Consider the following 11,642-nt stretch of genomic DNA (forward strand, 5'->3'; position numbering starts at 1 on the left):
ATGGCCGGGGACTGGATCAAGTTCGAACTGGCCACCCTGGACAAGCCGGAGGTCTGTCAACTGGCTGATCTGGCCAACATCGACATGGATGCGGTTGTAGGGAAGCTTCTGCGGGTATGGGGATGGTTCGATCAGCACACCGAAGCAGGTAACGCTCCGAGCGTTAGCAAGCGGTTACTGGACCGTTTGGTTGGCGTTACCGGGTTCTGCGATTCCATGAAGTCGGTCGGTTGGATGTTCGAGGAGGAGGGCGTTATCAGCCTTCCTCGATTCGAGCGTCACAACGGAAAGACCGCCAAGAACAGGCTTCTCACAGCCAAGCGCGTGGCGAATCACAAGGCCGCTAACGCTAAAGGTAACGGCAAAGGTAACGATGCAAGCGTTAGCGATGCGTTACCTAAAGAAGATGTAGAGAAGAATAAGAGCAAAGAGCAAGAGCCCCCCTTACCCCCCAAGGGGGATGCGGACGTCCTGTTCGACCAGTTCTGGTCTGCTTATCCGAACAAGACCTGCAAGGCCAAGGCCCGCGCGAAGTGGGACAAGCTCAAGGTAACTCCCGGCCTGTTCGACCAGATCATGGCCGGCCTTCGCAGCCAGTGCGCAAGCCAATCTTGGCTCAAGGACAACGGCCAGTTTGTTCCACACCCGACCACTTGGCTCAACGGTGAGCGCTGGAACGACGAAGTCCGCAGCGCCGACAACGTGCATCACCTGCCAAGCAGTCGTCACCACGGCTTCAACGAGCGCGACTACTTCGACGGACTGACCGAGCGGGAGGATGGCAGCTATGCCTTCAGCTGAAAAATCCAACGTGGTCTCCATGCCGGCCCTGACGACCTACCACGACGTCTGCGAGAAGCACGGTGAGTTCCAAGGCAAGATCACCGAAATCATGGGTCGCCAGTTCAAGTCTGGGTGCCTTGACTGCGCCGCAGAACGAAAGGCAGCGGAGGCGGCGGCCGAGGCAGAAGCTAAGGCGCGCGAAGACCGTGACCGCCTGCAGCGCAAGCTGGGTAGCGCCATGATCCCGACTCGGTTCCTGGATCGAACTTTCGACAGCTACCGGGCTGATACGCCGCGCCAACATAAGGCCTTGGCGGTGTGCCGCGAGTACGCCGAGAACTTCGCGGACAACTACGAAGCCGGCCGCTGCCTGATGCTGCTGGGCAAGCCTGGTACTGGGAAGACCCACCTGGGCACTGCCATCGCCAACGACCTGGTACGTAACTCCAGCGCCATGGCTGTGTACCGCACCGTGGGCGGCCTGCTCCAGTACATCAAGGGCAGCTACGACCGGGACGCTGACTACACCGAAGGCGAAGCCTTCAAGAGCATCGTGAAGCCTCACCTGCTGATCCTTGACGAAGTAGGGGCGACCAAGCCGACTGAGTTCGAGATGGCGACCATCTTCGCGGTCATCAACGGCCGGTACGAAGAGCGCATGCCCACCGTAGTGATCTCCAACCTGCCGCCCAAGGAGCTGCCGGCCGCCATTGGTGACCGCTGCGTCGACCGCCTGCGAGAGGGTGGTGGGATCGTCGTCGGCTTCGACTGGGAATCTGCGCGCGGGAGGGTTGAGTGATGGCCGCGAAGAAGAACTACATCGAAAAGGCGGCCGAGGCCTGCATCCGCTATGCGTCTGTCCTAGACGAGATCCATGCGTTTAAGGCGCAAATCGCCGAAACGCTCGACAAGTGCGAGAAGCCTTTCGATGTGCTGATTGGCTCGTGCGGTGGAGAGCCCATCTATTACGAGCAGACGCATCTTGGTCGCTACTTCGAAAACGGAGGTCGCCTGCCAATCGATTTCTTCCGGGGAGAGGATGTCCCAGAGGATGAAGAGTTCGACAGCAACATCAACGAGTGCGAGCACTGTCTTCTCGCGTTCAAGCTCTGCATCCGCAGGAAGAAACTTCGCCAGCAGCGAGGCCAGGCGCTGCGCTTAGTTCGCTACTACGGGCGCAAAGCCGGGGAGGCTTCCCATGGCTGAATTTGAGCTCTCCTTCCTGCACAACGGAGTCGAGCGTGTCGCCGTCATCAAGGGTGACGACCATCGCGACGCCTTTGAAGCGTTCCAGTCGATGCGTGAGAACGGCGTGATCGGTGACGAGATCGTCGAGCGCGGCGATGCCGGGATAGAAATCGAGAGGAGGGCGTGCAATGGCTGACCTCTCCATCCTCGCCATCCTGTCGTTCTTCGGCTGGCTGTCGCTGAGCCGTTCCAACCTGGTCGGTCTTGGCCTTTGCATGGCGCTCGCTGTCGCCTTTGGGGTGAGCCATGGCTGACCTTCAACTCCGTACCGAATCCGACCGCACCAGGCTGATGGGCTTCATCGCCGGCCTGGACCTGAGCAAGCCCCGCAAGGTTGCCATCAGCGACGAAGACCGTACCGCCGAGCAGAACGCCAAGCTCCACGCGATGCTGACCGACATTGCGCGCCAGGTTGAGCACGCGGGCCAGAAATGGAGCGTCCTGATCTGGAAACGCCTATGCACTGCGGCATGGCTTCGCGAAGAGGGCGAGAACGCCACCATGATTCCGGCCCTCGATGGCAACGGCTTCGACGTGATCTACGAGAAGACCTCGAAGCTCGGGGTGAAGAAGTGTGCGTCGCTGATCGAATGGGTTCAGGCATTCGGTGCAGAGCACTCGGTGCGCTGGACGCAGAAGGACCATTGGGAGGGGCGTTACTGATGGAAGAGATATGGAAAGAGATACCTGGTTTCAATGGGCAGTACTGGGCATCAAATCTCGGAAGAATTCGTTCGTCTGCCCAAATCGTCAGACATTGCCCTAAGAAACAATGGCGCCCTAGAGCAATTCCGGAACGAATCCTGAAAATGACGGATACAGCCTATGGCTACAAATCCGTTGAACTCAAGGACAGCGGAAATCGTCGCCGGATGTTAGTGCATAGGCTGGTGGCGATGGCATTTATCGAGAACGCTGATGGGCTGCCGCATGTGAACCACATTGATGCAAATAAGCTGAACAATCGCCCTGAAAATCTGGAGTGGGTTACTCACAAACAGAACATGGCCCATGCCGCACGAATGGGGTTGATGGTTTCGAATTCTGGCCCAGGGATGGAAAGCCCAGCTGCAAAATTGACAGATGACTCTGTGCGGGAGATCAAGCGGCGATTGGCTGCGGGTGAAGGGCCTGCCTCCATAGCGCGCAACTATCCGGTTACTCCATCTGCAATCAGCGAGATCAAGGCTGGCAGGTCCTGGAGCCACATATCGTTGGATGGCGAGCGCAGGGGGAGGGCGGCATGAGCAAGTTCAAGGCTGGCGACATCGCCCTGGTGGTCGGCGGCGATCTGTTCCTCGGGCAGCAGGTAGAGGTTCGCTCTTGGGTGAATCCGGGCGATCTGTACCACGTTGCCAAGGATGGCAGTCACTACTACCTGAACCCAGATTCTGAGCATTCCGGCTGGGCAGTGACGGACGGCGTCCAGATCGGCATCAAGCTGGAGCGCAATCTCATGCCCCTCCGCGGGGATTTCCAGCCCGAGCAGCAGAAGGCGAAGGGGGTGGAGGCATGAAGAAGGCAATCAGAACGCTAGAGCAGACTGCATGGGCGTTATTCATGGCTTGCGTATGCGCTGCTCTTTTTACTGGGCTTGTTGCCATTTTAATGGGGCTTTTCATGATGACTGGGGTTATCCGCCCATGACGACAGCCCGGCAACCCAAGCCTAAAAAATGCCAAAACCCCCAGTGCTGTGCACCCTTCGCGCCGCAGCGCATGGGGCAGAAGGTCTGCTCGCCAGCCTGCGCCCTGGCCACCAAGGACAAGCACCAGGCTCCGGCGCGCAAGGCCATCGCCGACCGCGAGCGCAAAGAGATCAAGGTGCGCAAGCAGGGGCTGATGACCCACAGCGACTTTGTGCGCCTCGCCGAGAAGGCCGTTCGTGACTATCGCCGGACCTATGAACTCTCCATCGGCAGCGGCTGCATCAGCTGCGGCAAGAGCCAGGCCGAGATTCAGGCAGCGCAGGGGTGGAAGACCGGTGGCGCGTTCGATGGGGGCCATTTCCTCAGCAAGGGTGCCCGTCCGGAGTTAAGACTGGAGCCGTCCAATATTTGGTTGCAGTGCAAAGCCTGTAACGCCGGCTCCAGCAAGTACGCCCGCAAGGGAGTCTCGGTCGCTGAAGGGTTCCGTGAAGGCCTGATCGAACGGATCGGCCTGGCAGCCGTGGAGGCCCTGGAAGCCGATCACCGCCCCCGCAAGCACACCAACGAAGAACTCAAGGCCATTGCGGCCGAATTCCGCGCCAAGGTGCGCGAGCTGAAGAAAGCTACGGAAAACTACAGGGGAGTGTCCGCATGAAGCTCAACAGCGCGCGTATCGCATGGCATGACTGCATGTACAGCCGGTGGGACAGTCAAGCTGCAGTGGTCGAGCAAATGGGCATCCTTGGTCGCATGGTACAAACAACCGAGCGTAATCGATCGACGGACATGGCCATTCACCAGGCACTCGCCGGCCGCGTTCAGGGCGCCATATCCACGTTGCCGCCAAGCCTTCAGGCATTCGGGCACCACCTCTACGGCCCAGGCACTGATGACGATCTCCGGGAGGCTGCGGAGGAGGCTGTCTTCACCCTGGCCTATAGCCGCGGCGAGCGCATGTACGCCAAGAAGTTCGAGAAGGCCCACTACGTTGCTGCTGGAGTGCTAGAGCGCTACCGCCGGATGCACCAGGGAGGGCAGAGCGCTATGCCTGATCCAATCCCCAATCCCGAGGCCTTCCGCGCCTTTCTGTTGGCCCGGTATGACGTGACCATCGACTCTCGGAATTGGGCTCGCGAGTGGGAGCCGTTCGTGGAGGCCTGCTTCCTCGCCTGCGATGACCTGGACAAGGAGGCGCTGATCCCCGTTTCCAGCATGCTCTCAGTTATGCGGGAAGCTGCATAAAAACGCATCGTTATAACGTATTGACAGAATTGTGCGGCTAGCGCACCATCTTTCCCATCCTGACAAAAGTCACTCTGAAGCCCTGGCCACCCGCCGGGGCTTTTTTCGTTTCTGGAGACACCAATGGAACCAACGACAACTGCCGACGGAGCGCTGCTCGCCAAGTACGGCATGGCTGTCTTCGGTTTCGCTGGTGCCGTCCTTTCGCTGGCACCGCTGAAAGGCCTGACTCGTTGGCAGGCTTTCGTGGCAGTGGCCACCGGGTTCGTAACTTCCATGGCCATCACCCAGTTGGTGGTTGCCTATTTCGGCCTCCCCTCCGACGCCGAGTCGAAGAACGGGGTGGCCTTCCTGATCGGCCTTCTGGCCATGAACATCATCCCCGCCATCAAGGCGGCTGCGGAGCGCCTTCTCGCTGCCAAGGGTGCCTGACCATGATGAACACGATCCTCATGGGCTTGGACGCCGTGCTGTGCATTCTGGTGGTACTGGCTGCGCTGGAGTTTCTGCGCGCCGTCCACCTGTTCGAGCATCCAATCCTGAGCCTGTCGTTCTACCTGGTCGCCATCGGGGCCTTCGGCTTGCTGCTGGAGCTGGCAAAAGGCTACTGGGTCAGCCCGTGGGCTGTGGTGCTTCACCTGGGAGTGGTCACCTACGCCTGGTCGCGCCGCAAGCAGATATTCCGCGCGGACTGGTCCTGGGATGGCACCGACCGCCGGCGGCAGCACCGATAAGAGAGATTCCCCATGGCGCTCACCAACAAGCAGCGCCGCTTCGTCGAGGAGTACCTCGTCGACCTCAACGCGACGCAAGCAGCGATCCGCGCAGGGTACAGCGAGCGGCGCGCCTCCGAGATCGGCTCGCAGAACTTGCGCAAGCCTGAAATAGCCGCCGCGATTCAGGAAGCGATGCAAGCGCGTGCAAGCCGCACCGAGATCGATGCGGACTACGTGCTGCGCCGGATGGTCGAGATCGACAAGATGGACGTCCTGGACATCATGTCCGACGACATGCAGCTGAAGCCCGTCAGCAAATGGCCCAAGGTCTGGCGCCAGTACCTGAGCGGCTTCGACCTGGCCGAAATGTTCGAGGGCCGCGGCGACGATCGCGAGATGGTCGGCCTGCTGAAGAAGATCAAGTGGCCGGACAAGGTGAAGAACCTGGAGCTGCTCGGTCGGCACTTCGGCATGTTTACGGACAACGTGGCACTGAGCGGCAAGGGCGGCGCGCCCCTGCTGGTAGGCACCGTCTCGGATGAGCAACTGGAGCGCCTGGCGAAGAAGATCAACGACGAGGTGTAGCGATGACCGCCGCGGCAGAAGAGCGCTACGCGGCGATCCAGCTGGCCCGGGCTGACTTCTACTTCTTCGCACGCTGGATGTTCCTGCAGCGCAAGGGCTTCAAGTGGATGCGCGCCGCGCACCACAAGATGGTCTGTGACGCGCTGATGCGGGTGTACCGAGGTGAGTGCAAGCGCCTAGTGATCAACATCCCGCCGCGCTACTCGAAGACCGAGCTCGCGGTGATCAACTGGATGGCCTGGTGCCTGGGCAAGGTGCCCGACGCCGAGTTCATCCACACCAGCTACGCCGCGCAACTCGCCTCGAACAACGCCTGGCAGGCGCGCGAGCTGGTGGCTCACGAGGCCTACCGCGAGATTTTCCCTGAGACGCAGCTGCGCCCCGATAGCGCGGCCAAGCACGAATGGCGCACCACCAAGGGCGGTATCGTGTATGCGACCGGCTCTGGCGGCACCATCACTGGCTACGGCGCCGGCAAGCATCGCCCAGGCTTCGGTGGCGCGATCATCATCGACGACCCGCACAAGGCCGACGAAGCGAACAGCGACACGATCCGGAAAGGCGTGCTCGACTGGTTCCAGAACACCCTGGAGTCGCGCAAGAACGACCCGCACAACACGCCGATCATCGTGATCATGCAGCGCCTGCACGAGGAGGACCTCGCCGGCTGGCTTCTTGGTGGTGGTAACGGCGAAGAGTGGGAACTGCTCTCCCTGCCCGCGCTGGGCGAGGATGGTGTTCCGCTATGGCCCGAGAAGCACACTGCCGACATGCTCGAGCAGATGCGCGCAGCGAACCCTTACGTCTTCTCCGGCCAGTACCAGCAACGGCCCAGCCCGCTCGGTGGCGGGATCATCAAAGGCGCCTGGTTCCAGCGATACAAGCAGCTGCCGCTGCTCAACTACCGCAAGATTTTCGCGGATACCGCCCAGAAGACGAAGGAGCACAACGACTACAGCGTTTTCGAGTGCTGGGGACAGGGCGAGGACGGCAAGGCCTATCTGCTCGACATGGTCCGCGGGAAGTGGGAGGCGCCGGAGCTGAAGCGCCGCGCCGTCGAGTTCTGGAACAAGCACCTGGCCTTCGACACACACCAGTTCGGCTCCTTGCGCGCCATGGCGGTAGAGGACAAGGCCAGCGGGACCGGCTTGATCCAGGACATCCGGCTCTCCTGCAGCATCCCGATCCTCCCGATCGAGCGCGAGAAGGACAAGCTGACGCGCGTCCTCGACGTGGTGGGTTACATCGAAGCTGGCCGCATCTGCATACCGGAGGACGCGCCGTTCACCAGCGACTTCGTCGCCGAGTGCGAAGCCTTCACACCGAACGACACGCACGCGCACGACGACCAGATCGACCCGATGTGCGATGCGATCAACGACATGGTCGCCTCCGGCAACCTCATTGAAATCTGGAACAGGCTGGCAGGCTGATGAGCAAGAAGAACGCACGGCAACAGCAGCGCCTGGCCGCCAAGGTGACCCACGACACCGAGCGCGCGCGCAAGTCGTTCATGACCGGCGACAGCTTCGAGAACTTCGCCGCGCGCGTCGGCCTTCAGGCCAATAACCAGAACTCGGCAGCGCACTACACCTTCGACCTGGTCAGCCGCAACCGCGTGCAGATGGAGGCGGTTTATCGCTCCAGCTGGATCGCCGGCATGGCCGTGGACCTGGTGGCGCAGGACATGACCCGCTCCGGCATTGAGCTTGTGTCGGACATGGAGCCCGAGGACAAGGACAAGCTGAACCAGGCGCTGGAGCGCCTACAGGTCTGGAACCAGCTGTGCGACAACGTGAAGTGGTCGCGCCTGTACGGCGGCTCGATCGCCGTGATGCTGATAGACGGCCAGGATGTCAGCACGCCCCTGCGGCTGGACACCATCGCCAAAGGCCAGTTCAAGGGGCTGCTGGTGCTGGATCGCTGGCTGGTGCAGCCGTCGCTGGAGAATCTGGTCACCGAGTTTGGTCCGAACCTCGGCAAGCCGAAGCTCTACACCGTGGTGGCCGATGCCCAGGCACTCATCAACCAGAAGATCCACTACACCCGCGTGATCCGCCTGGAGGGCGTGCAGCTCCCGTACTGGCAGCGCATCGCCGAGAACGGCTGGGGCCAGTCGGTGCTGGAGCGGTTGTGGGATCGCCTGATCGCGTTCGACAGCACCAGCGCGGGCGCTGCGCAGCTGGTCTATAAGGCGCACCTGCGGACCTACAAGGTCGAGGAATTGCGCACGATCATTGCCACGGGCGGCAAGACCTTCGAGGCCTTCGTCAAGCAGATGGAGATGATCCGCCTGTACCAGTCCAACGAGGGGCTCACTCTCATGGACGCGAAGGACGAGTTCGAGGCGCACCAGTACAGCTTCTCCGGCCTGGCTGAGCTGATGCTCAGCTTTGGCGAGCAGATCTCCGGCGCGCTGCAGATTCCGCTGGTTCGCCTGTTCGGTCAGTCCCCTGGCGGCCTGAACAGCTCGGGCGACAGCGACCTGCGGACCTACTACGACAACGTGGCGGCCTGGCAGGACCGGGACCTTCGCCCGGGCGTCACCACGTTGCTGCAGGTGATCGCGCTTTCGGTGCTCGGCAAGCCAATGCCCGACGGCTGGGACTTCCAGTTCCGCCCGCTTTGGCAGCTCACCGATACCGAGAAGGCCGACATTGGCAGCAAGGACACCTCGTCGATCGTCGAGGCCTACGACGCCGGCATCGTCAGCCGGGCGACGGCGCTGAAGGAAATGCGCCAGTCCAGCCAGACCACCGGCCTCTGGTCGAACATCACCGACGAGGACATCGAGGAGGCGGAGAACGACCCGCCACCTGGTGCCGAAGACCTGGACTTGCCCGATGCGAACGATCGACCGGAAGAAAAACCGGAACCCGGTCAGGACCAGCCGGGCGGAGCGTGAATACCAGCGCAGCCTGACCCAGGTGGCCAGGCAGGTCGGCTCGATCATCAACGGCTTCCCGCCAGGTGATCCTGCCGCCGACCCGACCATCAGCCAGATACTGCGCCGGTACGCAGACGCTCTGAACGACTGGGCCATTGCCACCGGCAGCCGGATGATTGCCGACGTGAACCAGCAGGACCGCAAGGCCTGGGCTGCGCGCACCGAGGAGATGGCCAAGGCACTGCGGGACGAGATCCTGCACGCCGACACCGGCGCGACAATGCGCGGTCTGCTCGCTGAGCAGGTAACGCTGATCAAGAGCATCCCGCTTGAGGCCGCCCAGCGCGTGCACACGCTGACCATCCAGGGCATCGAGGACGCCACCAGGGCGAACGAGATCGCCAAGGAGATTCAGCGATCCGGCGAGGTAGCCACCAGCCGCGCGCAGCTGATCGCACGCACCGAAGTGTCGCGCACCGCCGCGACACTGACCGAGGCGCGCGCAAAGGCCACCGGTAGCGAGGGCTACATCTGGCGCACCGCCCACGACGGCACGGTGCGCAGCTCCCACAAGGACATGGCCGGGAAGTTCGTGCCCTGGTCTGACCCGCCCACCCTGGACAAGCTCACCGGCCACGCCGGCTGCCTGCCGAACTGCAGGTGCTGGCCTGAGCCAGTGATCCCCGAATGACACCCGCCGCCTGGCGGGCTTTTGTGAGTGCACGCCATGCAGGTAAGGACGCAAGACGATGCCGGCCGCTGGTTCACGCCAGAGACGCTCAGCGCCCGCCAGCGGATGACGCCGGAAGGGTTCCTGCTCTGCGAGGCGGTCCCCATCGCCCGCACCGGAACGCTCATCTACGACGAGAGCGAAATCCCCGTGGAAGGCGGCCCCGGCGGCCTGGTGACCATCGAGCGCAACGCCGACGAGGTGTTCCGCGCCGAGACGATGGCCAGTTTCGAAGGGAAGCCGGTGACGCTGTCCCACCCCGACGAGTTCGTGACCCCTGCGAACTGGCGCCAACTGAGCGTCGGCATTGTCCAGAACGTTCGGCGCGGCACTGACGTCGAGCAGGACCTAATGCTGGCCGACCTGCTCATCACCGATGCTGAAGCCATCGAGCTGGTGCGCAGAGACAACGACCCAAACAGCGAGCGTTTGCGGCAGGTCTCCTGCGGCTACGACGCGGACTATGAACAGCTGGCTCCCGGCCGAGGGCGTCAGACCACCATCGTGGGCAACCACGTAGCACTGGTAGAGCGTGGCCGCTGTGGCCCGCGCTGCGCAATCGGAGACTCCGACACCATGAGCAAGACCAAGAAACGCAGCTTCGCCGATCGCCTGCGCGCGGCCTTCATGTCCAAGGATGCCGAGGCTGCCGAAGAGCTGGCCAAGGAAGCGGAAACCGCCGACGAGGATGAAGACGACGAGGACAAGGAGAAGGCCAAGACCGGCGACTCCGCGACCCTGGCGGCGATCCTCAAGGAGGTCCGCACGCTATCCGGTCGCGTCGGCGACATGGAGAAGAAGCTCGAAGAGCAGACCGAGGACGATGACGAAGAGGAGTCCGAAGAGACCAACGACGACGTCCTCGAGGCCGAGAACGCCGAGCACAACCCGGCCGCCGGCGGCGAAACCTACACCGGCGACAGCGCCGCGCTGACCGATCTGCGCTCCCGCGCGGAGATCCTGGTGCCGGGCATCACCTTCGGCACCCGCGACGGCAAGGTGAAGGTCGCCGACCACATCTGCAGCTGCCAGCGCCAGGCGCTGATCAAGGCAATGGCCACCGATACCGGCAAGGCCGTAGTCGAGCCGTTCCTGTTCGGTCGCGCCCTGGAGAAGCTCACCGCCGACCAGGTGGCCTCCGCCTTCATCGGCGCGAGCGAGCTGGCGAAGGTCCGCAACAACGACAAGGCAGCGCGCACCGCTTCCCCGACTCGTGATTTCGGCAAGACGAAGACCATCGCCGAGATCAACGCCGCAAACCGCAAGCACTGGCAGGGCCAGGGCAACAACTGAGGACCACCCGATGAGCAACGCATTCCTGTACCGCATGCCGGCGGGCATTCCGGGTGATGTCACCCGTGCCAGCCAGTCCACCATCGAGCCCGTATTCCTAAACCCGTCGCTGCCGTTCGCCGGCTTCGGCCTGTTCGGGAAAATCGTCAGCGAGAAGTTCGTGCCCTTCGGCGCGGGCGACGTCGCTGGCGCCGAATACGGCCTGCTGGTTCGCCCGTACCCGATCACCGGCGGCTCCGGCTCCGATCCGCTCGGCACCTCCACGCCGCCCACCAAGGGCGTCGCCGACGTTCTGCGCCGCGGCTACATGACCGTGAAGCTGAACGCCGGCACCGCCGCGAAGGACGGTCAGGTGTACGTCCGCGTGGCTGCCGCTGCCGCCGGCAAACCCATCGGTGGCATTGAGGCTGCGGCCGACTCCACCAACACCGTGGCGATCACCACCGCCACCTTCATGGGCCCGGCGGATGCCTCCGGCAACGTCGAAATCGCCTACAACATCTGACGGAG

18 protein-coding genes are annotated in these 11,642 nt (G+C 62.5%); all 18 read left to right on the plus strand.

The genetic code is table 11. The annotated features are described in order from the left end of the window. The 18 genes from RS899_RS07055 to RS899_RS07140 all read left to right on the plus strand — a co-directional run bounded on the left by RS899_RS07055 (position 1) and on the right by RS899_RS07140 (position 11,637). Positions 1–801 (plus strand): hypothetical protein, encoded by an 801-nt coding sequence (locus RS899_RS07055; protein WP_315809471.1) that lies wholly within the window; start codon positions 1–3, stop codon positions 799–801. Continuing rightward, complete coding sequence (locus tag RS899_RS07060) at positions 788–1,582, plus strand: ATP-binding protein (RefSeq protein WP_315809472.1); 795 nt, start codon at positions 788–790, stop codon at positions 1,580–1,582. Before RS899_RS07055 ends, RS899_RS07060 begins: the two co-directional genes overlap by 14 nt. Continuing rightward, positions 1,582–1,989 (plus strand): hypothetical protein, encoded by a 408-nt coding sequence (locus tag RS899_RS07065; protein ID WP_315809473.1) that lies wholly within the window; start codon positions 1,582–1,584, stop codon positions 1,987–1,989. Before RS899_RS07060 ends, RS899_RS07065 begins: the two co-directional genes overlap by 1 nt. Continuing rightward, entirely contained in the window at positions 1,982–2,167 is a 186-nt protein-coding gene (locus RS899_RS07070; RefSeq protein WP_315809474.1) for a hypothetical protein, read from the plus strand. The genes RS899_RS07065 and RS899_RS07070 overlap by 8 nt, the downstream gene beginning before the upstream one ends. After that, on the plus strand, positions 2,160–2,285 hold the full coding sequence (locus RS899_RS07075; RefSeq protein WP_315809475.1) for a hypothetical protein: 126 nt from the start codon (positions 2,160–2,162) through the stop codon (positions 2,283–2,285). Before RS899_RS07070 ends, RS899_RS07075 begins: the two co-directional genes overlap by 8 nt. Further along, positions 2,278–2,694 (plus strand): recombination protein NinB, encoded by a 417-nt coding sequence (locus tag RS899_RS07080; protein ID WP_315809476.1) that lies wholly within the window; start codon positions 2,278–2,280, stop codon positions 2,692–2,694. The genes RS899_RS07075 and RS899_RS07080 overlap by 8 nt, the downstream gene beginning before the upstream one ends. Continuing rightward, entirely contained in the window at positions 2,694–3,278 is a 585-nt protein-coding gene (locus RS899_RS07085; protein ID WP_315809440.1) for an NUMOD4 domain-containing protein, read from the plus strand. Before RS899_RS07080 ends, RS899_RS07085 begins: the two co-directional genes overlap by 1 nt. Beyond that, positions 3,275–3,547 (plus strand): hypothetical protein, encoded by a 273-nt coding sequence (locus RS899_RS07090; protein WP_315809441.1) that lies wholly within the window; start codon positions 3,275–3,277, stop codon positions 3,545–3,547. The genes RS899_RS07085 and RS899_RS07090 overlap by 4 nt, the downstream gene beginning before the upstream one ends. A gap of 127 nt (positions 3,548–3,674) precedes the next feature. Further along, complete coding sequence (locus RS899_RS07095) at positions 3,675–4,334, plus strand: recombination protein NinG (RefSeq protein WP_315810409.1); 660 nt, start codon at positions 3,675–3,677, stop codon at positions 4,332–4,334. Continuing rightward, positions 4,331–4,921: a hypothetical protein gene (locus tag RS899_RS07100; RefSeq protein ID WP_315809477.1), complete on the plus strand. Its 591-nt coding sequence runs from the start codon at positions 4,331–4,333 to the stop codon at positions 4,919–4,921. Before RS899_RS07095 ends, RS899_RS07100 begins: the two co-directional genes overlap by 4 nt. 123 nt (positions 4,922–5,044) lie before the next feature. Next, positions 5,045–5,353: a peptidase M48, Ste24p gene (locus RS899_RS07105; RefSeq protein ID WP_315809478.1), complete on the plus strand. Its 309-nt coding sequence runs from the start codon at positions 5,045–5,047 to the stop codon at positions 5,351–5,353. 2 nt (positions 5,354–5,355) lie between these two features. After that, a complete protein-coding gene (locus RS899_RS07110) occupies positions 5,356–5,655 on the plus strand; it encodes a hypothetical protein (protein WP_315809479.1) in 300 nt (99 codons plus the stop codon). Between the two features lie 12 nt (positions 5,656–5,667). Next, a complete protein-coding gene (locus RS899_RS07115; protein ID WP_315809480.1) occupies positions 5,668–6,222 on the plus strand; it encodes a terminase small subunit in 555 nt (184 codons plus the stop codon). Between the two features lie 2 nt (positions 6,223–6,224). Next, positions 6,225–7,655 (plus strand): phage terminase large subunit, encoded by a 1,431-nt coding sequence (gene terL / locus RS899_RS07120; RefSeq protein WP_315809481.1) that lies wholly within the window; start codon positions 6,225–6,227, stop codon positions 7,653–7,655. Beyond that, positions 7,655–9,127: a DUF1073 domain-containing protein gene (locus RS899_RS07125; protein WP_315809482.1), complete on the plus strand. Its 1,473-nt coding sequence runs from the start codon at positions 7,655–7,657 to the stop codon at positions 9,125–9,127. The genes terL and RS899_RS07125 overlap by 1 nt, the downstream gene beginning before the upstream one ends. Then, the gene (locus RS899_RS07130; RefSeq protein WP_315809483.1) at positions 9,066–9,800 is read left to right on the plus strand and encodes a phage minor head protein; all 735 of its coding nucleotides are present in this window, start codon (positions 9,066–9,068) and stop codon (positions 9,798–9,800) included. The genes RS899_RS07125 and RS899_RS07130 overlap by 62 nt, the downstream gene beginning before the upstream one ends. Before the next feature lie 36 nt (positions 9,801–9,836). Continuing rightward, positions 9,837–11,132 carry a DUF2213 domain-containing protein gene (locus RS899_RS07135; RefSeq protein ID WP_315809484.1) on the plus strand — a complete coding sequence of 432 codons (1,296 nt, stop codon included), beginning with the start codon at positions 9,837–9,839 and terminating at the stop codon, positions 11,130–11,132. 10 nt (positions 11,133–11,142) lie between these two features. Further along, positions 11,143–11,637, plus strand: a complete 495-nt coding sequence (locus RS899_RS07140) for a structural cement protein Gp24 (protein ID WP_313461647.1) — start codon at positions 11,143–11,145, stop codon at positions 11,635–11,637. Positions 11,638–11,642: the final 5 nt, after the last annotated feature.

Source organism: Pseudomonas sp. C9-3, assembly GCF_032392015.1.
Taxonomy (GTDB): Bacteria; Pseudomonadota; Gammaproteobacteria; order Pseudomonadales; family Pseudomonadaceae; genus Pseudomonas; species Pseudomonas nitroreducens.